Here is a 20,079-nt window from a genome sequence, read left to right as displayed (position 1 = left end):
CCCGCATCGAGGGGGCTATTGCCGCCGGCATCTATGACAAGGGCCTGGAGACGATCACCGCCGACAGCATGACAATCGCCGAGCGCCGGCTGATCTATACGCATCCGGTCACCGGCGCGCAGTCGCATCTCCTGACCATCGGGCGCAGGGATCGCAATGCACCGATGCAGCTCGAGGACGTTCAGAGTCTTGTAAGGCAGGATCCGCGCGCGAAGCTGATGATCAACGGCAAGTCGGGCCGGCCGGCGGTGATGGTCCCGACCCGCTCGATCATGCTGGACGACGGCTCCATTCAGCCGCGCGTGTCGCTGATCCGGCCGATGGACGAGTTGCGCTTCGAAACCCGGCAGCTTGAAGAGACGAGTTGGGAGGAGGCTGACGAGCAAGCTTTCGCAAATGCCTGGGATGCCGAGGTTGCCGCCGTGCCCGAATTCTCGACGTCGGTGATGCATATCGTCAGCGGGTTGTTGCTGCCGATCTGGAAATTGCTGCCGCAGGACTTTTGCCGCGTACGGCGTCTGCAGACCGATGACGGCGAGCGGATCGTCGGCCGCGTCATAGCGCCGGATCGTCTCGCCGGCCTTTGCCGCAACTTCGGGATCGATCAGACGCAAGTGCTGACCGGCGACCAAGCCTGGACGGCGCTGGTCGACGGATCCTCGATCGTCGGCCTTGCCGGTGACATGACGCTCCGCCGCGTGCGGGTGATGAACGAGTACCGCGTCGAATTGACCGGCTTTACCGACGGCATGCGCGACTGGCTCCGGTCGATCGGCCTCTTCTCCGAGATGATCAATTGGAAGCTGCGTTTCTTCGTGCCGGTGACAGGTGAGGGTACGGGAATCCTGTCGAAGCTGATGCAGCGCCATCGCCTCGTCGACATCGCACGCCGGTCATGATGGAGGTCTGCCATGCTCTCTGCCTCGGATCTGGCGGGCCGTCTCGCGCAAGACGCGGAGGCGGTCTGCCGCCACTATCTTTCCGCAGGCCGCCGCGCCGGCAACTACTGGCTCGTCGGCGATGTCGCCAACAACAAGGGCCGGTCGCTCTACGTGCATCTGGCCGGCCCGCGTGCTGGCCGGTGGACAGATGCTGCGACCGGTCAGTTCGGTGACCTGCTCGATCTCGTCCGCGAGACCTGTGGCCTCGTGGACTTCCGTGACGTTGCCGAGGAGGCGCGTCATTTTCTCAGTCTGCCCCAACCCGAACCGGTGTCGGACCTCCGGGGTGACGTAAGTCACGCCTCTCCGGTCGAGCGGCCGGCGACAGAGCGGGCACGACGGCTGTTTCGAATGACACAGCCGTTGGCGGGAACGCTCGCCGACATCTATCTGCGCGAACGCGGTATTCTGCGGGCATCCGCCCATGGGGCGCTCCGTTTCCACCCGTCGTGCTACTATCGCGATCTCGTCACCGGCCGGACGGCCAGCCATCCGGCCCTGATCGCAGCCGTCACCGACGACGCCGGATTGATCACCGGCGTGCACCGCACCTATTTGTCCCCGGGGCTCGACCCGAACGGAGTCGGCAAGGCCAAGCTGGACGATCCCCGCCGTGCGCTCGGCGGGTTGCTTGGTAATGGCGTTCGCTTCCGCTTTCCGGTGAATGCGTCTATGCCGGTCCTGGCAGCCGGAGAAGGCCTCGAAACCATGCTGTCGCTCTCACACGTGATGCCCGGCATGCCGATAGTGGCCGCTTTGACGGCCAATCACCTTGCGGCCTTCCGATTCCCGTCCGGATGCCAGCGCCTCTACATCGCCGCCGACGCGGATGCGGCTGGCCGGCATGGGATCGAGGGATTGAGCCGCAGGGCACAGGAGGAGGGAATCCTGCCGCTGGTGCTGTCGCCCGAGCTTGGCGACTTCAACGAGGATCTTCGCTGGCTGGGTCCGGACCGGCTGACCGCAAGCCTCAAGGCTCAACTCACTCCGGAAGACGCGATGGCCTTCTTGCCCGCCTGAAGCTGGGCGCAAAGGCTGGGGGAGGGGCTGGCTGCGGCACTGGCGAAGGGCGGTCCATTGGTCTCATTCCGGATTGGCGCGCGCCCGCGGGCCTGCCGAGAGGCGACCCTTACCACGCGGGCCTCCGGGCCTTCAGCGGGTCAGTCGGGTTTCTTCCCCTGCCGGTCCGCAGGCGCGGCCCGTCATTCCTCGCGAACCAAGAAACCCTCTTGTCCCCGCCCGGCGCTTCGCTGGGCCGCTGCGCTTCGCTTGCGGTTCCGGCCTCGGCCCGCGTGACCGGGTTCGCCGTCAGGCCGCGAGAGGCGCGGCCCACCGAACGGAGACCACCATGGACCTGATCCTCCACCCCGACGACGGCTTAGAGCCCAACCACGCTTCCTCCCCGACCGACCGCTTCATCTACGAGATGCAGGTCTTCGGCTATCGTCCCTTCCAAGACGAGCCCGACCCGCGGCCATTGCCGGAGGAACCGCAGGTCCAGTCATCGATCACCACGATCTTCGACGCCCTCGCCGAAATGCTCGGCAACACCCGGCTGGAGCTCGATCTCGAAGACCTGTTCTGGTCGATCCCTAATCTCTTCCATCGCGCCGGCGAGCGCATCCAGCGTGAGCTCGACCGCAATGAGGAAGCGCAGCGCACCGGCCAGCGCGAGCAGGACGGCTCGGAGGTCAAGAGTGTCGAGCTTGAGCGCCTCATTGCCGAGGGCATCACGCTCTTGGAGCGTAGAAATAGCTTCGAGTTCATGCGCGACTCCGCGGCCGACCTGTTTGAGGCGCAGACCGGATCGTCCTGGCGCCCACGCACCGGCTCGAAGGTCAACCACGCCAACATGACGGCGGCGATGATCGATAGCCGGGACTTTCTCTCCGCGCGCCGCCGCGCCGAGACCGAGGTGCTGATCCCCGCCGGCACCAAGATCGCCTTCTCCGGTGGCATGGACTACAATGATCATGAGCGGATCTGGGCTAAGCTCGATCAGGCGCACGCCAAGCATGCCGACATGGTGCTGCTGCACGGCGGCTCGCCGAAGGGCGCCGAACGGATCGCCGCCTGCTGGGCTGAAGCCCGCAAGGTGACGCAGATCACCTTCAAGCCCAATTGGACGAAGCACGCCAAGGCAGCACCCTTCCGCCGCAATGACGAGATGCTCTCGGTGATGCCCGCCGGATTGATCGTCTTTCCCGGAAACGGCATCACAGGCAATCTCGCCGACAAGGCACGCCGGCTCGGCATTCCGGTCTGGCAGGCTTCAGGAGACGGCGCGTGAGAGCCGTTTCCTACAAATATGGAAAAAATGGAAAACATGGAGACGATGGGATATATGTGAATAATGTGGAGACAGGTACGTGTTTCCATCGGCGGCATTGCGGATGGCGACGACGACGCAGACGGGTCGCCGCTTTCGCCCTTCGGTTTCGCCGCGCTGCTGCTGCCAGGCCCAGAGGTAGGGATAGGAGATGACCTCGCCGAGGCGGAATTCACGGCTCATCGTCGTAGCCTTCGCCGTGCGCCAGCCGATCGAGCTCCTCGTCAAACAGTTTTGCATGCTCGGCGGGCATCTCCGATACAGTATAGGCCCGGCGCGGATCGCCGCCGCTGCGCATGCGCTCATAGTGCTCGTAGCTCATCAGCACGAAACGCGGCTTCTTGTGCCGGGTGAGCATGACTGGCTCGCGGCTCGCCGCATCGGTGATATCGCCGATTTGTTTGTTCAGGTCGCCTGTCGTGAACTGCTTCATCGCTATGGTGGCGCTTCTCGCGATTACCACGCAACCGCCACAGACGGGTCGCAGCGCTCTGGAGTCCCGGAGATCGAGCGAAAGCGTGCGGGCGTAAGCGACCTGAAGCAGTGCTGGATCATGGTCGACGAATACAATTACGATATTGTCGAACGCTCCTGGTACATCGAGCCCGGTCAGGACATCCTCGGCCGCTTCAGCAAGTCCTTCATGGTGAAGATCGCCAGACTGTTTGCCGAGGCGCGCGGCCGAACCGGCCGGGTCAACCGCCTCGACTGAGACTTGCCGCATCCCCGCCGCCCTCCGAAGCGACATCCCTTGAAATCACGTCTGTCACGCGGTGATGCTCCGCAGAACTGCGGTCGCGTCAGGAGAAGGCGACAATTCGAGTGCCATGCCGATTCATGCCATCTTTGATAATGAGGATGGGATCAGAACGGTGCCGATCTATCGCGATGGGCCCGACTGGTTAGCGGCCAGCGTCCGTTGACCCGAACACCACCGACGCATGTCACGAGCACGGCATTCCGCGCGGCAGCAAACGGCCGCCACGGCGGTCTCCTGCCGACGTCGCAATCAAAGACCATTCCCGTTCTTTATGTCGCCTTTCTAAGGGGCCGGCCGCGATCAGCGTCAACCCCGCAAGGGGGTTTCCCTTCGCTACGCTGCGGTGACGCCTGCGGCGCGGCCCCTTCTTCGGGCGCCATCGGGAATGGTCCCGATGCAACGAAGGAGACAATCCTATGGCTACCACGATCGCAACCCTCACCGAAAAGACCGACGGCACTCTCGAAGGCGTCTTCGCCACCATCCGGGTAAACGCCCCGATCGCCCTAATCCCGAACGCCAACAAGGCGAGCGAAGAAGCCCCGGACTACCGCATCATCCACCGCAAGACCGGCTTTGAGATCGGCGCAGGCTGGAACCGCGTCTCTCGCCAGACTGGCGAAGAATACATCTCCACGAAGCTGGAGGCGCCCGAGATCGGCGTGATCTTCGGCAACGTCGCCCCGGCACCCGGCGGCGAGCCCGGTAGGAAGGTCATCCTCTGGAACAGCCCGGCCTGAACCGGTCCGCCGGCCCCGAATTGGGGCCGGCTTCCCCATTCCAAASGAGGCCGCCATGAGCCGCTACACAATTACCGTCACCAGAACCGCATCCGGCCACTCCGACCCGGATGCCATTATCGGCTACGACCGCCCGCTTCAGACGTTCTTCCTCCAGGCATTTCCGGACGCCGGTGGCGAGGATCTCGAACTCTGGCTTGGCACTGACTTAAGGGAGTTCGAAACACTCTCGCAATTACGTACTGCAGCAATCGCACGCGGTTTCGACTTCATACCCTTGGCGTCCGGCATTCTTCACAAGCTGCTGGAAGACCATGCCCGCGAAGCGCATCACGCGGTCAGCGACACGATCATCCAGGATCTTCTCAACGGAACATCCGCCAGCTGACGTAAACCCGCAACGAAAATAGCCCGGCACGGCGCCGGGCTATTTTTTGCTTGGCTAGCAAGATCACTTGTTCAGCGCATCCTTCAATGCCTTGGCCGGCGTAAAGGCTAGCTTTTTGGCCGCGGCAACCTTGATTGTTGCGCCGGTCGACGGGTTGCGAGCCTCGCGCTCCGGTGTCGCCTTCACCTTGAACTTGCCGAAGCCGGGGAGAGACGTCTCGTTGCCGGCAACGGCTGCCTCGGTGATCGATGCAATCACCGCTTCGACGATCGCCTTCCCCTGGGCCTTGGTGAGGCTGTGTTCGCCGGCGATCTTGTCGGCGATTTCATTGGTGGTGGTCATATCATTCTCCGCATCAACGTTAATGCGAGAATCCCTGACAGGGGATCAAAGCGCTGTCATCGACGCACCGCGTCAAGATCCGCGATTTGCCCGTTTTTCCACAACTACCAAGGTCTTTGGGGCATCACCATGTGTCTGCATGGTGGATCCGCAAGCGGGCATCGAGCCCGCTCGCAGATCTTTGGTGCCATACGGAGAGGGAATGTCTGCTCAGTTCGGTCGATAATGCCATGGCGGCATGAAGGCCTCAAGGACGAGCGGTTCCCCCAAATTTCAGGCCCGGTCCTGCGGCCCGAACCAGAAATTCGGCTCCCCCACTCGCCGGCTCCGCCGGTCGCTCTGCGATCCTTGACCCCTCCATCCCGCCATGACCGGAGCGCTCGTCTTTCACAAACGTCAAGGAGACGACGACAATGCTTCTGGAACAACACATTGAAGAGCTTCGCCTCGAACTGCGCGAAGCAATCGACCCCGTCGAGCGCCGCGAGATCCAAATCGAACTGGAGCTGGCTCGCGCCGAGCTGGCAGTGATCACCGCAGAGCAGGAGGGCGCAATCGACGCCGAGCCACCCTTCTAAGGGTGGCTTTCGCCATGTCGCCTGGCCTGACGCGCCGGATCGACTGGCGCTCACGCCCGAAGCTTCGCTTCGCCACAGGAACGTGCCAGAACTTGCCGTGGCTTTTACGGGAAGGGCGAAAGCGGTCGCACACCCCCACTCCTGTTTCGCTTCCATGCCATCGACATGAAGATGGCATCCGCCGACGCGGCACTCCTCCGCTATCGATCACCCGATGTATTTTGCCGCATATGCGGTTTTGGCCTGTATCCGCGCGACCGTCTCTTTCGCAAAAGCTGAAGGAATAGCCTGACCGCCTCTTCCTCGCGCGCGAAATGATGCTCCCGCCTTTGACCTCTTGCGCCGATACGACCCCATTGGCGGATGAGACAGGCCTCGCCGAACAGGTTGGGCTCGATCGACATGGCATAGTAGCGGGCCATGTTTTTCGAAGCGTCGGTGCGTTCGACATAGAGCTGGTAGCGTTGCGCAATCATGAAACGGAGAATCGGGCAAGGCGGACTCGGCGTCCAACGACATATTTGAATCGGTCGGTCTTGACTGATTCATGCTGATGATGGGTTGTCGGCGGATTCGGGCGAGCCGCCTCGGCGGACGGTGCTATTCGCCGTCGCTCACGGAGCCCGCAAACGGTCTCCGCCCATTCGGGTCACGCCCCTCTCGCGGCTGCCGCATCCTCAGTGCGATTATCTGCACGAGCAGTAAGACGAAAAGGTTGCAGGGCCGGCTGCGCTCGGCAAACGGTCACGTCGCCTGTCGGCGACGTGGTCTATCTCTCTCTGACTTCCTATTGTCGCATTCGCCCCGGCGGCCTCAAGGACGTCGCGGCCCCTCCAATTTTTCCGCTGTGCCGCTCACGCGACACGACGAAAAAATCGGTTCCTCCGCTCGCCGCCGCTGGCGGTCGCTATCGCGATCCTTGACCCCTTGGGTCGCCAATGCGGGCACCTTTTCGTCAGAACGAAAAGGAGGCTTCTTATGTCTGATTTCAACTTTCTCATGCTTCATGCCAAGCTCGCCGGCTTCAAGCTTCTCGTGAGCGCGAACCGTATCGGCTGCGAGGATGGATTCTCAAAGATGCTCCACGACCGGCTGATGGCCGGTCTTGATGGGGCGATCCGCTCGACGCGCCACATCATGGACCTGCAACGCGAGTTGGTCATCGGGGACGATTTGGAGGGGACGATATCGTGCCAGCTCCAAGGCGAGGAGGAAGTCCTCGCCCGCCGCACGCTTGTGCTCCTCGATGAGCTAGAGATCGATTACTTCACCTATGAGTATCGGGTCAACGGCGGTGAATGGCACAACGCCTTGTCGGCAGACTGCGACGGCATGGAGATCAGCTATCCGATGACCGTCTCGGTGAGCGACAGGGAGATCGGTCCCCTCTCTACGATCATCCACGATATTGCGCGGGAGACAGGTATCGCCATCAGCGTTGCGCGCGTCGTTTACGATTGAGCTGACGGGACGAGAGGCCGTTCCGCCTCTCGTCTTTCCCACTGGCTTGACCGCTTGCAGGCATCGAGCCAGCGCGCGTTCCTGAGGGGAGAGACTTGCCGCCTCTCCCCTCAAGAACCCTCTCCGTGGTGCGGGTCAGGACCCGCCCGGCCTTTCGGCCTGGTTGGCGGACGCTGCCGCGACTTCCTCAAACAAGACGGAGAGGAGGAACACCTTGCGCTACGCCCTCATGCTTCGGGCATCCGCTCCAGGCGTTCCTCCTCTCCTGCGGTGCGCTCGCCGTCTCATCGTTCGCTTGCCATCGATGCCCGTTCTCTCCGGTCACGGACATCCCGGCAGCTCACGACGACGGCTCGCTTCAGCATCTCCCATCGAACTGGCCTGGCGACCGTGCTGTTCCTCCGGCGCGGATCACAGGCTCAAAGCCTGTGATCGCTGTTGCTTTGTCTGACGACTCGCAACAGCATTGGCGCGTCGGGCACGGTCGCCAGGCCAGTTCGATGGGAGATGGCAGGATAGGCTAACGGTATACCGTTAGMCGTTTTCGCCCGAGGGGCGTTTATCGCGGCGGCGCGAGCGGTCCCAGTCCTGCCGACGTTCGTCGACTGATCGTAAGGGGGACAGCCTGCGCGACACCGAGGTTAATTTGGGCAGACTGCTCTCATTGGAAGGTAGCGACGCAGCGGTCGCAACTCGGCGCAGTGATGTGCGAACGAGCAATCTGTTAATCGGCAGCTTGGCGCTTTGTCTAATACGCGAAAAGGCGAGTGAGCGGATTGGTGTTTCGGATTCTCGGTGCTTGCGTGAATGTGTGAATCGGTGAATGCGGGCACCAGACAATCGGCAAATGCGATAATGAGTGGCTTCGTGACTCGGTGAACGTACAAATGGCGATGCACGCGGTTCGGCATATGAGGTTACCGGCGACCAAGTGATCGGCGAATGGGTGAATCGGCGCCTGCGTGATTGCGCGATGTGAGCGATGGGCGATGCGCCGGATCGGCGAGCACCACCGTGGCGACGCTTCAACGGAATCAGGCAAGGGATGGCAGCCCTTGAATATATCTCAATTGAGATACATAATTGCGTCAACGCTGACACATCAGGAGAAACGGCGATGGCCGCACAGACATCCATGCTGCACATTCGGGTAGACGACAAGCTCAAGGCCGACGCCACCGAGACGCTTGCCAATTTCGGCTTGTCCGTCTCTGACGCCGTGCGGATCTTCCTAACCCGCGTCGCCAAGGAGGGCGGCTTGCCGGCCGGCCTCACGACCGACCCCGAAGCCCACGACGAATGGTTTCGCGCCAAGGTACGCGAGGCTCTGGCCGATGCTCGACCAGGCGTGCCACATCGGCAAGTCATGGACGAGGCGCAAGCATTGATCGACAGGAAGCGGCGTGCTCGAGGTTAAATGGTCGGAAGCAGCTCGAGCCGATCTGCTGGCGATTATCGACTACATCTCCGACGACAATCCCGATGCCGCGCAGAGATTGAAAGACGATATTGAGGCCAAAGCCGCGAAGCTGCCGGAACACCCCCGACTTTACCGGTCCGGCCGGGTCGAAGGTACGCGGGAAATGATTGTGCGGGCAAATTACATCATTGTGTACACGGAAGATCCCTTGACGGTGCGCATCCTGCGTGTCCTGCACGCCGCCCAGCAATGGCCACCGCAAAATTGAGGGCGGCCTTGTGCAACATCGTTTTCCTAGGCCATACCTTAATGTTCGAGCTAGGCAAGACCGAGGCAAAGATCGAAGACCTTGAAAATCGCATCCGTGAACACGCGGATCACGAGCACGGGCAGGACAAGGGTGATCTTAAGCAAACTACCGCGTGCTGAGACCGCAATCATGAGCCATCGTTCTTTTGAGAATCCCCTATTCTTCAATGAAGGCGTGCCTCGCAGAATCGAAAAGTGGTTTCGCGAGGTAGTCGAAGAAAGTTCTATCGCCTGTGCCAATAAACGCCTCCACGGGCATACCCGGATAYAGCTGGTCGGCTGGTACAGACGCCGGGAGATCCTCCGTAATTTGGAGTAGAGCTCTATAATAAGGTTGTTGCGTCGCCTGGTCGATCAGGCGATCCGCGGAGACCTGTTGCACGGTCCCATCGACTTCGGGTGTAAGCCGAGCGTTCAAGGCCGAGAAGCGCAAGCGAGCTCGTTGCCCGATATGGATGACATCAATGTCGATCGGCTGTAGACGCGCTTCCACCAAGGGTCGCTTCGTGGTCGGCAAAATTTCCATGATCTTTTCGCCAGGCGCGATGACGTTGCCGACGACGTTATAGAGGGAGGTCACGACGATCCCATCCGCGGGCGCGCGGATGACAGTCCTTTGCGAGACTTCCAATGCCGCTGCAACCTGCTCCTGGACATCACGCAAAGTGCTCCTGGTTTCGGTCAGCTTTGTCACAGCGTCCTCTACCCGTTGTGTCTTTTGCCGTTCGATCTGCTCATCTGCCTCGGCAATCTGAGAGCCTGTCGTTGCCTGCTCCGATGTAAGGGCAGCCATCTGGCCTAACAACTCCGCATCGATCCGGAGGAGTTCGGTGTAGTCGGAGCGGTTGATCAAACCTCTATCAAGAAGCCCTTGCTTGCGAGCAAGCTCGTCTTTGATGATCGACGACTGTTTCTCGATCGCCGCCTTTTGTTCGCGAAGGCCATTCCTGGTTTCGTCGAGCTGGTCCAGACGTTGACGGAGGATCACTTGCTCGGATCGAAAGCGTGCGAAACGAGCCTCAAATTCCTTCTGCTCTTCGTCAATGATCTGTATCAGGCCGGAGGTGTGGGGTATGATCGTCTCGTCATGAATCTCCGCTTTGAACGTTTCCGCTCCATCTCGTTCCGCCTCCAGGCGCTGTATGCGCGCACTTAGTGACACCCACTGCTTTATAAGACGGTTGAGCTGTGTTTTCGCGACCGTGTCATCCAACACCATGACTGTGTCGCCTTTGCGGACCTGATCACCTTCGCGAACGCTGATTTCACGGACGATGCCGCCTTCGAGGTGCTGCATTTGAATATTCCGACCGGCTGCCGCGACCGTTCCTGCTGCGACAGCCGCTCCCGCTATGGGAGTCGTCGCTCCCCAGACCCCAAAGGTACAAACCATGAGCGCGATGGCGCCATAGCCAAGGACCGTTGGCACTTTCGTTGTCGCTGTGAGTTCCCTCTGCCATCTATACATCGTCTACTCCGCGCTATCATGAACAAGGGCAAGATGGTCGCTCGCGGCTTTGGCGCCGCTGGCAGAATTCGGATCCGGATTTCGGGTAAACGTCTGACCGGCCTCCCGGCGAGCGGGTTTGCCGGACAGTCGCTGGAGGACCTCGGGGGCTGCTCCGAAGAGATCGATCGAACCATCTCTGAGCACCATCGCCTTGTCGCATCGCATCACAATCGCCGGTCGATGGGTCACGATGATGATTGTCGTGCCGGCTGCCTTGGCCTGAAGCAGGGCCTTTTCCAGCGCCGCCTCGCCCTCTGCGTCGAGATTCGCATTCGGTTCGTCAAGCACGAGCACCTTCGGATCGCCGTAAAATGCACGCGCCAGACCGATACGTTGTCTGGTGCCTCCCGACAACATGGTTCCGCCCGCGTTGATCACCGTCTGGTAGCCCTGCTTCTGAGCTATCACCAGCGCATGGGCTTCAGCGCGCGTTGCCGCGCTCGTAATGCCGATATCAGTTGCGTCAGGGTCAAATCGCGCAACGTTTTGGGCTATAGAACCGGGTAGAAGTTGAACGTCCTGCGCCAGATATCCGACGGATCGGCCGAGTTGGCTGGGATTCCATGTCCTGTAGTCCGCGCCGTCCATGGCGACCAAACCGGCGGTTGGGCGAAGCACACCTGCGAGCACGCGCGCCAGCGTGGATTTGCCGGCGCCGCTTGGCCCTAGCAAGGCGACCGCCTCTCCGGGCAGGATTTCAAAGTTGAGCCGTTTGAGGACCGGCGCGCTGCCGCTGATTTGGTTCGGAGGTGACCAGACAAGGTCTTTTACCGATAATTGTCCGCGGGGCTCCGGAAGTTGAATTCTAACTCCGGACGAACCATTAACTTCTTGGATTGCCGTCTTGAGCCTGCCCCATGCCTTTCGAGCGTCTACGACCTGTTTCCAACCGGCGACCAACTGGTCGATTGGCTGCAGCGCCCTGCCAGAGATGATGGAGGACGCAAAAATCATCCCCGCTGTCATCTCGCCCCTTATGACGAGAACAGCCCCGGCGCAGAGGATGGCGAGTTGAAGGGCCATTCGCAGCGCACGGGATATCCCAGAAAATGCCGCGTTTATGGCCGACATCCGATCCTGAAGCATGGCGGCTTCCGCAAACCGCTTCCCCCAGTTCTCTAGGACGTGATCGAACATACCCATTCCCCGAATGGTGTCGGAATTTCTGGCAAAGGCCTGCGCCAGAAGACTGGCTGCAACGCCAACCTCCTGAGCCTTTGCGTTTGCTGTTCGAGCGGCGATTTGGTTGGCAACGACGAGTAGGAGCATAAGAACGGCGCCTGTCGCGGTTATCAAGCACAAGACCGGATGCACGAAAAATAGCAACGCCATGAAGAGCGGCGCGAAGGGGAGATCGACAAGGTTCGCGAGGCCTCGTGAAGCGATGAAGGATCGGACCGAAGAGAGGTCGCGCAGCGCCGGGGTATCGCCAAAGTCCGCTGTCGGAGAATTCATTGATGCGTGAAATGCCGCACCGCCGAGCTGCCTGTCGACCAAAAGGGCGACTCTCTGGCAATAAATTGATCGGATTATTTCCATGAACGCTAGAAAGGCCAGCGACCCGGCTGCGATTAGTGAGAGATATAGCAACGTCGGGATGCTTGCGGCGGGGAGGACGCGATCATAAACCTGCATCATATAAACGGAGGGAACGAGCAGGAACAGGTTGATGATGACCGAAAAAACAGCGATTTGTAGCCAAGCACTGCGAAGGGTCCGTTGAAGATCGGCGAAACTGCTCATGATGATGAACCTGATAGCGAACTGCAAACTCGTTCCGAAACGCAACCTTGCTGCGTTTCGGATTGGCATTTGCACTGAAAGCAAGACTAGATGATCGCGCCGATCGGTTCTGGTTCAAACCACAGGTCGGAACTGTGGTTGTCATCCTGCAATGCGGCCACGAAGTCCGCCAGTGACACGACGTCAGCACCTGAACCTGCCACTTCGCTAGTTGCTTGAATTTCCTCATAGCTCGTGACGCTGGTGGCGTCGAAATCAGCAGCAGAAACCGACGAGGATGGGAAAGCGATGATATCGGCCGATGCCAATTCGATCGGAGCAGGAGCACTCATTTCGTTAGCAGCAGTATTTCCCGTATCTCCCAACGCGACCACGTTGTTTTGCGCCACCTCATTGTCGCCATCTTGCGCCAGGAAATCGACGACATCGATGCTGGTATCTTCCTCGCCGTCTGGGGCGTCGAAGACAATCCATTCTGCGTTGCTGATCACGTTAACAGTGTCACCGCTGACAATACCGATTTTCGTTCCATCGATGGCCACGATCGAATAATCTGACTGTCGACCGCTGACTATGACGGTGTCGCTTCCGTTTGCGCCATCGATCTGGTTGTAGCCGGTACCGGCAAACACGACATCGTCGCCTTCGCCAGCGTCGATGATATCGTTGCCTTCCAAGCCGAAGATCGTGTCATCCCCTGCATAGCCGCGGAAGGTGTCGTGACCCGCCGTCCCGCTCAGCGTATCGGCTATGCTTGAACCATCGATTTGCGTGGAACTGTTAGCGTCCAGCAAGCTCGATACGTTGATGCTGGTTTCGTCGTTCTCGGCGGGAGCGTCGAAAACGATCCATTCCGTCGCATGTATGAGATTGACTTGATCGGCGCCGGCCACCCGGATCCAGGATCCGTTCACGACCGTCACATCAAAATCACTTTGAAGGCCCGCGATTATCACCGTGTCGCTGCCGTCACCGCCTTCAATCGTGTTCTTGCCGGCTCCGCCCAATATAACATCGTCACCGCTGCCGGCATCAATGTTGTCGTTGTTGCCGAGTCCGACGATCGTATCGTCACCCGCCTTGCCGTGGATTGTATCGTAACCATTGGTGCCGGTGAGCTCGTCATTCCCTTCTGTTCCGTTGACCGCTGTGGCCTGAGCGCTCTGCAGGAGTTGAACCAGGTCGACGCTGACGTCGTCCGTTCCTTCCGGTGCGTCGAAAACCAGCCACTCCACGTTGGTCAATGAGCTCGACAAAGTTGCGCCGTGAACTTCGATCCAGGAGCCATTGATCACCCCGAAATCGAAATCTTCCACATTTCCAGAGATGATCACGGTATCGCTGCCGTCACCGCCATCGACGACACTCTTTCCGACTCCGGGAAAGATCACATCATCGCCGGTGCCGCCGGAAAAATAGTCGTTTCCAGCTACTCCAAACAACGCGTCGTTGCCTGCGAGTCCTTTGATGGTGTCGTTCCCAGAGGTGCCGGTCAGAGAGTCGTCACCGCCGGAGCCCACGATCTCATAGGATTGAAGCGCACTTGCCGTGACGTCGCCATCGAGGAACCTGAACACCTCGACATTCGATACCACGTCCCGAAAGTCGTTACCCAAGATCGTGAACGTACCGTCCGGCATCGAGACAATGGTAAATTCGCTGCGATTTTTTGCGAATGCTGCGATGTCCGATCCATCGGCTCCGTCTATCTCGTCGTTGCCATTTCCGCCGGAGAGAACGTCGCTGCCACTGCCGCCATTAATGTAGTCGTCGCCGTCCCCACCGCTTATGGTGTCGTTGCCGCCGTTGCCACGTATATCGTCGGATTCCGTACCGCCCGCGGCCGTATCGTCACCGTCGCCAAGGTGGTCGCGTGAGTCGCTTCCGGGCGCCTGAGGGACACTGTACCCGCTTATCCGGATGCCAAAGTCTCCCTGCTTGAATCCGACAATTGCTGCCATTGGTTCTTCAATTGCCGGATAGCTTTGCATGAGGAAGATAATGCGCTCGCCGTTTTCATCGGTCAGATTGGACACCAAAATAACCGCAGAGTTGTCGAATTCCTCGCCGTCACCGATCTGCGCGGTCGAATTCCAATAATAGGTTCCATCCTCGTCGTCTGTGTAAAGCTCCTCATAAATCCCGGCTGTCGCTAGGCTCTCGATCAGGCTGACGTCTCCGGAAGGAGAGCCGTACGTCCTGTGTGTTTGCAGTAGGATGGTTCCGCGCCCGTCACCATCACGCTCATCGATCGTATCAATCACGTCAAGTATCGAGGTGCCTGCTGCTCGCCAGTCGGACGTGGCGCCGTTTTCATGATAGATGAGGTATCGGTCATTGCCGAATCCTCCCTTGAGTGTGTCCCCCTCGCCATCGTCCCAATCCTGATGCCGAACCTCCATATCAATGGTGCGATCGAGGCCGTCGAAATTCCCCCCGACAAGTAGATCGTTGCCGGCCTGCCCCTGTAGTTCGTCCCGATCGAAATTTCCCAGGATGATGTCTTCGCCTTCTCCGCCGACGAGGAGGTCCTGATGGGTCCAGCCACCTATATAATCCGCACCCTTGCCGCCGACGAGCGTGAAGCCGTGAGCGCCGTCCATAGTGTCAAGGAAGGTCGGGTCTTCTGCGACTAAAACGTCATCCTTTTCGTTCGAGCCGTAGACAACATTGCGGTCGTCTTCAAAGAAGCTGGTGTAGGGATCATCCTTGATTTCAGCGATAAACGGAATTGCATTCAATGTCGCGAGCTTCGCTTGCCACACTGCTGAGCTCACCGAAATGTCGTCAAAATGCGCGACGTCGGTTGCGAAGTCACCGGCTGTGTAATCCGTCGTCGTTGCACCATTGCCGGTGAAGTTGATGATGACTTGATGACCGATTTCGTAGGGGTCCACCAATGGACCGAGGATCGCATTGGCTGCGCCGGTTCCTGGTCCGCCTTGAAAATCAAAGTTTTCGGTCGCAGCAGAAATCGTAATGCTGGTAATCACGCGGATATCGGCCACGACCGAGAAAGACGCGCTGAGGATGTCAAACTGTGTCGTTCCCCACAGAAACGCGCGCTGATCGTAATCGCTTGAAAAGATGTCGATCCCGTATTGCTGCATACGCGCCGTGGTAGCGGTTCCCGTCAGATTGAGCTCCGTCAGCATGTCGGCCAGGGAATAAATCCCCTCGGCGATCACATTTGACGCGTCAAAAAACTCCTGCACCACTCCCATCAAGAAAGGACCAGCATAACGACCGGGGCCGCTCGTCATAAACGAATCCAAGCTAACCGTAATGACCCCGCCGACGGTCGCTTCGTCGCGCAACCGTACCGAGTAGTCGTCATCTGGAGTGGTATCCCCGTAAAGATAGTGCTTCATGCCATCGATGATGCTCAGATCCGCCCAGTTGTTATAATGCGTCATTGAGATTTCTCCTCAGATCGGAATGAAAATTCTTGGATCGTGCCCCGTGCAGAAGCATCTACCCAGGCCCATACGATGTTCTTCTCGGTCTGCAATTTCACGACGATGAGGTAAGTTTCCAGATTAAAGAACGTGTCCAGTTTGTCACTTAAGTTGCGCATGGAGCGTTCTTCTAAGAAATTATTCGGAGCTACACCTCTGTAGTACACCCAGACTTGGCAACAATCTGGGTGGTCAGCGATAAAGGCGCGAGGTTTTCCTTGGTATCTCGCAGTAATACTGTCCGGTATCTCGGTGTGTTTATTGCCGGGCTGCATGAGAAATGTAACGGCACTGAGAATTGCTGTCTCTTTTTTTGCGTCAAACCGGAATGGCTCCGGATTGATGTAGTTATACGCAAAGAACAGAATTATCAGCAGCAGAGACCCAATTGAGACGAAAAAGCGTACAGAGGCTCTGTTCTGCATAAGTTTTCATGCCTGCCGTGTTGCTGTGGGTGAGATGTTGCGCGTGATCAAATGGGTAACGGAGCCCTATCGCCAATGCAATCATGGAAGTGATCTTTCACAACTTATGCATGATAAACTTTAAGTACGTTTATTTGTTTTTACAACCACATTGTGTACGGTTGATGATGGCGGTAAATTATCACTGAAGAACCTTCGGGATTGGCCCATATCGCTGCAAGTGCGAGCCAACCAGCGGCGGATAGGCGGCACCGATTTCCGGAAATTTTCGTATTTCTTATCGGCTGCGCGACAGAATCACACTGTCGCAGTTCTGCCGCGCTGATCGCGCGCAGGAACCCTCTTCTCAGCTTATACCGACGGTCGGGCCGGCTTGCTCGTCGATCACCCGCGTCTTGGTGAATGCCATCCCAATATCTTCCGCACCGCGTGGATGTTGGACGAAGCGCCTTATTTGATCCTGCACGAGCCCGATACGAAAGAGGGCGAGATGCAGGCGGTCGAGGTTGTCCGCATAGTGGATGGCAGGCGCGATTTGGCCGCCAGGATTCGTCTCACACCCCTGCATACAACGTGATGCAACTCCATAGTCCGTCAACCTGGCCAGCACAAGCTTGCCCGAAGTGCAATGGATGCTGCCTTCCGCTACAAGGTGATAGGCGCCGAGGTTGGGTCCTGCGCGTGGACCGAATTGTCATCGCGAATGCCACTTGAGCCAGCCGGTGTCAGATGGTAATAATTACACTCAAGTATAAGTTAGTTCCACAGAACCTGCGACCAGATGTTCCGAATCCGGCACGCTGCATCTGCGGATCATCTGCGCTGGGACCTTTTTGGATAATCAACAAGTAACTGGGTCCTCTTCTGACACGAAATCGCTCCCTTTTGACGAAGGAATGGTACAAGGTTCCACTTTCCGTGGATTGCCCCGGCTGCGGCGCGCAGACGCGCTCCGCTGGTATCGTGGTTGGGCCATCAAGCCAGGTGTGTGGCGCCGGATTTTCGCCCGAGAGCGACGTCCTCAACAAACCGTGGGCGAGGCTTCAGGCTTTTGCATTCGTCGAGTCACTGAGCGGTCAGACGGATCGTGTCGAACGCTTTGTCGTCCACCGCTTCCACAGCGCTTTCGCTTTCACGAATGGCCGGTTGACGTCGATCTGCGAGCATTGCGCGGAAAGCCTTCCGCCCGCTGCAATTCGCTCCGCTGTGATGAACGGCTTTGTCAGGTTTGGACAGAGGCGCCTTCTTGTCAACGAGCGCTTGCTGTTCTTTGCGTCCGACGTAGTGCTGACGGAATTTCGTGGCGCGACCTCGATCGAGGAAAGTGCCATGCAGGATCCGGACTATGCACTCCTGCTCATTTGCGACACCGAAAGCGCGATCGGCGAAACAGGAACGATCGAGCTCTGGCACAGCGTTGCGCGGGGCGACTACGCCATCGTGATCAAAGGCCACGAAGGTCGCGAGATATTGCGGGACGCCCTCAACGATGACCTAAAGGACGTCGTGGCAACCATTTCCGATCTCGGATTGGTGCTCACCCAGCTTCACCTGGCACAGGCCTCGTCACGCTATTGCGGGCTCGCCCGCGACCTTTTCCTCGAAGCCCTCGAACAGGCCGGCTATCGGCAGGTAAGCTAGAAAGCGACCCTATGCGAATTTCCAAAAAGCTCTTCGGATCACTGGCGGCTATTGCTTTGCTGGGCGGGTGTGGTCACCAAACCGAGCCGCCACGCCCCTTGCCGCCGGCGCCATTTGCATATCTCAGTCTCACCGCCTGCAGAAGCTATCCCGACAATATCGTCGAGTGCCAGCTGGAATATGGAACTGACCTCGGACGCCAGCGTCTTGGCCCTGTCCAGGAGAGGGGCCTGTCGGTCGGTCGCGATGGTGGACGCTATCAGATCGAGTCCTGCTATTCGGTAGCGAGAATACAGCGGGAATTGCCCAATTTCGCGTGCCGAATCTCTGCAGCCCGGTCAGGCGCTGATGCCGGTTCGGTGCTGGTCAAGGGAGGGACAGCCGTGCGCCTCGCACGTATTTTGGGGGATCGCGAACAGCTCCAGTATCGCTGGGCCTCGGATATATGGTCGCGGCTACGCGATTGAATTACCTTGCAAAATGCCCTTCTGACGTTGTGCTCCGATGGCATAATTATACTCCAGTGAAACTTTAAGGTTGATTTCCGTTACGGAATGCAGTTCAAAAGATTATACCGCAGTATAATTTTGAGCTAGTTCGGCCATGGATCCCGTCCCATTCCCGCTTGTGAAAATACCGCAAAAGATATGGTCGCGAAACGCGCTGTGGGTCGCTGGGATGTCGACGCTTCTGCTCACTGGTTTCGCTTCCAAGCCCGGTGACAACGATCTGTCCTCCTATTCGCGGATGCTTGCTCGGACCGATGGACTTGGCGGTGTCACGAGTCAGAAGGCAGGGAGAGTGGCGGCCCGGTCGATCCCAGTCGGCACGTCGAGCGTGGCCGTTGCAGCCAAGCAGCCGCCACAGCCGACCATCGATTGGGTCAACTTCAGTCAGCGCTTTGACGCGCCGAAAGATGAAGATCCGATTGGACCCGGCGTTCTTTCCTTGGACACGGTTGAAGAGTTTGAAAACAGTCGCGCGGAATTGCCGGGAGAAGCGGCTGATAGCGCGAATGCACGGCGCCAACGCACGGTGCATTCGCCGATCGACGTCTTCTCCTTTGACCAGACGCCGTTCCCTCACGTCGACGAGCCGCCGGTCGCGTTGAAAGCTGATGCCGGCCAGGCGCCGATAGAGCCCCGACCTGATCTCCTTTCCGGCGTTCCCGAAGAATATGTAGAACTCGCATTGGCGATCGCCGCTGCGGAAGAAGTTGACCCCAACTGGGTGCTCTCGATCATGCGGGCCGAAAATGCCATTTTCGATCCGCGTCTCGTCAGTCCTGCCGGTGCCGTCGGCTTGATGCAGGTAATGCCAGGGATCGGTGCAGCCTTTGGTGCGAACGACCTCACCGATCCMGAACAGAATATCCGCGCCGGCACGCGATTCCTCCGTGTTCTCATCGACAAGTATCGCAATCCTGTGCTTGTCGCCTCTGCCTATAATGCCGGTGAGCCTCGTGTCGATCTTCGCCACTCCTTGCCGCTGATCCGGGAAACCGCGGACTATGTCACGCGTGTCGTCGGGTTCTACGTTGGCGCGGCGGCGACCTCTAGGGGCCTGCATGGCGGCCTGTCACTTCCGTCGGAGTCCGGCTCGAAGCGCGGGGCAGGGACTGCCAATCGCGCAAAGTCGCCGATCCTTGTTTTTTCCGTTGCAGATCCGCTCACAGCGGCGAACCGCTCCCCCCGGGAAGACGGACCGACCCACGTCGGCGGTCCGGTTAAAATCGTAAAGGAAGAGGTGCATTGATGAATCTAATCGCAGTGGCAGTCCTTTATGGCAGCGTCGCTTGGCGTTCGATGGCGAAGCGCAAATGGGTCGGCAATGCCGCCATAGTTTCCGCGGCCAGCCTGATCCTGCTTGTCAGCCAGTTCGAGCCAGCGGCAGCGCAAAATCTCGATGCCCTGCAAAATGCCGCTGACCGGCTGGTGCAGTTCTTTACCGGCCCATTCGGCCGCTCGGTCGGAGCGATCGCCTTCATCGGCATGTTTCTCGCCGCAGCATTCGGATACTGGTCCTGGGGCGCCC

General features: G+C 59.0%; 19 protein-coding genes and 3 pseudogenes. 14 read left to right on the top strand and 8 right to left on the bottom strand.

The genetic code is table 11. The annotated features are described in order from the left end of the window. From AC1ECN_RS35305 to AC1ECN_RS35295, 3 genes and pseudogenes are all read left to right on the top strand, one after another. A pseudogene (locus tag AC1ECN_RS35305) lies at nucleotides 1–899 on the top strand (methylase); the annotation flags it as partial. A gap of 12 nt (nucleotides 900–911) precedes the next feature. Continuing rightward, nucleotides 912–1,961, top strand: a complete 1,050-nt coding sequence (locus AC1ECN_RS35300) for a DUF7146 domain-containing protein (RefSeq protein ID WP_477955635.1) — start codon at nucleotides 912–914, stop codon at nucleotides 1,959–1,961. 328 nt (nucleotides 1,962–2,289) lie between these two features. After that, nucleotides 2,290–3,231, top strand: coding sequence for a DUF2493 domain-containing protein (locus tag AC1ECN_RS35295; RefSeq protein WP_477955633.1), 942 nt, complete (start codon nucleotides 2,290–2,292; stop codon nucleotides 3,229–3,231). 72 nt (nucleotides 3,232–3,303) lie between these two features. Here the strand turns inward: AC1ECN_RS35295 and AC1ECN_RS35290 are convergent. Together AC1ECN_RS35290 and AC1ECN_RS35285 are read right to left on the bottom strand one after the other, a co-directional pair. Beyond that, nucleotides 3,304–3,510: pseudogene (locus AC1ECN_RS35290) on the bottom strand (hypothetical protein); the annotation flags it as partial. Continuing rightward, a complete protein-coding gene (locus AC1ECN_RS35285) occupies nucleotides 3,443–3,703 on the bottom strand; it encodes a type II toxin-antitoxin system Phd/YefM family antitoxin (protein WP_477955631.1) in 261 nt (86 codons plus the stop codon). The pseudogene AC1ECN_RS35290 and the gene AC1ECN_RS35285, both read right to left, overlap by 68 nt. Nucleotides 3,704–3,710: 7 nt before the next feature. Between AC1ECN_RS35285 and AC1ECN_RS35280 the strand changes: the two are divergent. The 3 genes and pseudogenes from AC1ECN_RS35280 to AC1ECN_RS35270 form a co-directional block, all read left to right on the top strand. Continuing rightward, a pseudogene (locus AC1ECN_RS35280) lies at nucleotides 3,711–3,982 on the top strand (hypothetical protein); the annotation flags it as partial. 464 nt (nucleotides 3,983–4,446) lie between these two features. Then, a complete protein-coding gene (locus AC1ECN_RS35275) occupies nucleotides 4,447–4,770 on the top strand; it encodes a DUF736 domain-containing protein (RefSeq protein WP_138333765.1) in 324 nt (107 codons plus the stop codon). Nucleotides 4,771–4,825: 55 nt separating this feature from the next. Further along, nucleotides 4,826–5,158 carry a hypothetical protein gene (locus tag AC1ECN_RS35270; RefSeq protein WP_477955629.1) on the top strand — a complete coding sequence of 111 codons (333 nt, stop codon included), beginning with the start codon at nucleotides 4,826–4,828 and terminating at the stop codon, nucleotides 5,156–5,158. A 63-nt stretch (nucleotides 5,159–5,221) separates the two neighbouring features. Here the strand turns inward: AC1ECN_RS35270 and AC1ECN_RS35265 are convergent, their stop codons facing one another. Further along, nucleotides 5,222–5,500 (bottom strand): HU family DNA-binding protein, encoded by a 279-nt coding sequence (locus tag AC1ECN_RS35265; RefSeq protein WP_011654510.1) that lies wholly within the window; start codon nucleotides 5,498–5,500, stop codon nucleotides 5,222–5,224. A gap of 413 nt (nucleotides 5,501–5,913) precedes the next feature. Between AC1ECN_RS35265 and AC1ECN_RS35260 the strand changes: the two genes are divergently transcribed. After that, entirely contained in the window at nucleotides 5,914–6,078 is a 165-nt protein-coding gene (locus AC1ECN_RS35260) for a hypothetical protein (protein WP_173883904.1), read from the top strand. A gap of 200 nt (nucleotides 6,079–6,278) precedes the next feature. Here AC1ECN_RS35260 and AC1ECN_RS35255 read toward each other — a convergent pair whose 3' ends face one another. Next, complete coding sequence (locus AC1ECN_RS35255; protein WP_138386336.1) at nucleotides 6,279–6,554, bottom strand: WGR domain-containing protein; 276 nt, start codon at nucleotides 6,552–6,554, stop codon at nucleotides 6,279–6,281. Nucleotides 6,555–7,056: 502 nt separating this feature from the next. Here AC1ECN_RS35255 and AC1ECN_RS35250 point away from each other — a divergent pair. From AC1ECN_RS35250 to AC1ECN_RS35240, 3 genes are all read left to right on the top strand, one after another. Beyond that, entirely contained in the window at nucleotides 7,057–7,539 is a 483-nt protein-coding gene (locus tag AC1ECN_RS35250) for a hypothetical protein (protein WP_477955626.1), read from the top strand. Between the two features lie 1,117 nt (nucleotides 7,540–8,656). Next, the gene (locus AC1ECN_RS35245; RefSeq protein WP_477955624.1) at nucleotides 8,657–8,956 is read left to right on the top strand and encodes a type II toxin-antitoxin system RelB/DinJ family antitoxin; all 300 of its coding nucleotides are present in this window, start codon (nucleotides 8,657–8,659) and stop codon (nucleotides 8,954–8,956) included. After that, nucleotides 8,943–9,227 carry a type II toxin-antitoxin system RelE/ParE family toxin gene (locus tag AC1ECN_RS35240; RefSeq protein ID WP_477955623.1) on the top strand — a complete coding sequence of 95 codons (285 nt, stop codon included), beginning with the start codon at nucleotides 8,943–8,945 and terminating at the stop codon, nucleotides 9,225–9,227. Before AC1ECN_RS35245 ends, AC1ECN_RS35240 begins: the two co-directional genes overlap by 14 nt. Before the next feature lie 198 nt (nucleotides 9,228–9,425). Here AC1ECN_RS35240 and AC1ECN_RS35235 read toward each other — a convergent pair whose 3' ends face one another. The 4 genes from AC1ECN_RS35235 to AC1ECN_RS35220 form a co-directional block, all read right to left on the bottom strand. After that, nucleotides 9,426–10,736: an HlyD family type I secretion periplasmic adaptor subunit gene (locus AC1ECN_RS35235; RefSeq protein ID WP_477955621.1), complete on the bottom strand. Its 1,311-nt coding sequence runs from the start codon at nucleotides 10,734–10,736 to the stop codon at nucleotides 9,426–9,428. Between the two features lie 3 nt (nucleotides 10,737–10,739). Then, nucleotides 10,740–12,521 carry a type I secretion system permease/ATPase gene (locus AC1ECN_RS35230; RefSeq protein WP_477955619.1) on the bottom strand — a complete coding sequence of 594 codons (1,782 nt, stop codon included), beginning with the start codon at nucleotides 12,519–12,521 and terminating at the stop codon, nucleotides 10,740–10,742. Between the two features lie 86 nt (nucleotides 12,522–12,607). Then, the gene (locus tag AC1ECN_RS35225; protein WP_477955617.1) at nucleotides 12,608–15,937 is read right to left on the bottom strand and encodes a calcium-binding protein; all 3,330 of its coding nucleotides are present in this window, start codon (nucleotides 15,935–15,937) and stop codon (nucleotides 12,608–12,610) included. Further along, nucleotides 15,934–16,404, bottom strand: a complete 471-nt coding sequence (locus AC1ECN_RS35220; protein WP_477955615.1) for a hypothetical protein — start codon at nucleotides 16,402–16,404, stop codon at nucleotides 15,934–15,936. The genes AC1ECN_RS35225 and AC1ECN_RS35220 overlap by 4 nt, the downstream gene beginning before the upstream one ends. Nucleotides 16,405–16,777: 373 nt before the next feature. Between AC1ECN_RS35220 and AC1ECN_RS35215 the strand changes: the two genes are divergently transcribed. The 4 genes from AC1ECN_RS35215 to AC1ECN_RS35200 form a co-directional block, all read left to right on the top strand. Then, entirely contained in the window at nucleotides 16,778–16,981 is a 204-nt protein-coding gene (locus AC1ECN_RS35215; RefSeq protein WP_477955613.1) for a hypothetical protein, read from the top strand. 683 nt (nucleotides 16,982–17,664) lie between these two features. Continuing rightward, nucleotides 17,665–18,045 (top strand): hypothetical protein, encoded by a 381-nt coding sequence (locus AC1ECN_RS35210; RefSeq protein ID WP_477955611.1) that lies wholly within the window; start codon nucleotides 17,665–17,667, stop codon nucleotides 18,043–18,045. 678 nt (nucleotides 18,046–18,723) lie between these two features. After that, nucleotides 18,724–19,800 carry a lytic transglycosylase domain-containing protein gene (locus AC1ECN_RS35205; protein WP_477955609.1) on the top strand — a complete coding sequence of 359 codons (1,077 nt, stop codon included), beginning with the start codon at nucleotides 18,724–18,726 and terminating at the stop codon, nucleotides 19,798–19,800. Further along, on the top strand, nucleotides 19,800–20,079 hold a 280-nt coding region (locus tag AC1ECN_RS35200; protein ID WP_477955607.1), incomplete at its 3' end, for a TrbC/VirB2 family protein. The genes AC1ECN_RS35205 and AC1ECN_RS35200, both read left to right, overlap by 1 nt.

Source organism: Rhizobium sp. 01N447_2 (assembly GCF_056399245.1).
The sequence above is the reverse complement of the archived record's forward strand: the minus strand, read 5'-3'. Positions and strand labels throughout refer to the sequence as shown.

Bases quoted from the DNA above. Each gene is read 5' to 3' on its own strand.
- AC1ECN_RS35300 (WP_477955635.1), top strand. From the start codon at position 912: ATGCTCTCTGCCTCGGATCTGGCGGGCCGTCTCGCGCAAGACGCGGAG.
- AC1ECN_RS35295 (WP_477955633.1), top strand. From the start codon at position 2,290: ATGGACCTGATCCTCCACCCCGACGACGGCTTAGAGCCCAACCACGCT.
- AC1ECN_RS35285 (WP_477955631.1), bottom strand. From the start codon at position 3,703: ATGAAGCAGTTCACGACAGGCGACCTGAACAAACAAATCGGCGATATC.
- AC1ECN_RS35275 (WP_138333765.1), top strand. From the start codon at position 4,447: ATGGCTACCACGATCGCAACCCTCACCGAAAAGACCGACGGCACTCTC.
- AC1ECN_RS35270 (WP_477955629.1), top strand. From the start codon at position 4,826: ATGAGCCGCTACACAATTACCGTCACCAGAACCGCATCCGGCCACTCC.
- AC1ECN_RS35265 (WP_011654510.1), bottom strand. From the start codon at position 5,500: ATGACCACCACCAATGAAATCGCCGACAAGATCGCCGGCGAACACAGC.
- AC1ECN_RS35260 (WP_173883904.1), top strand. From the start codon at position 5,914: ATGCTTCTGGAACAACACATTGAAGAGCTTCGCCTCGAACTGCGCGAA.
- AC1ECN_RS35255 (WP_138386336.1), bottom strand. From the start codon at position 6,554: ATGATTGCGCAACGCTACCAGCTCTATGTCGAACGCACCGACGCTTCG.
- AC1ECN_RS35250 (WP_477955626.1), top strand. From the start codon at position 7,057: ATGTCTGATTTCAACTTTCTCATGCTTCATGCCAAGCTCGCCGGCTTC.
- AC1ECN_RS35245 (WP_477955624.1), top strand. From the start codon at position 8,657: ATGGCCGCACAGACATCCATGCTGCACATTCGGGTAGACGACAAGCTC.
- AC1ECN_RS35230 (WP_477955619.1), bottom strand. From the start codon at position 12,521: ATGAGCAGTTTCGCCGATCTTCAACGGACCCTTCGCAGTGCTTGGCTA.
- AC1ECN_RS35225 (WP_477955617.1), bottom strand. From the start codon at position 15,937: ATGACGCATTATAACAACTGGGCGGATCTGAGCATCATCGATGGCATG.
- AC1ECN_RS35220 (WP_477955615.1), bottom strand. From the start codon at position 16,404: ATGCAGAACAGAGCCTCTGTACGCTTTTTCGTCTCAATTGGGTCTCTG.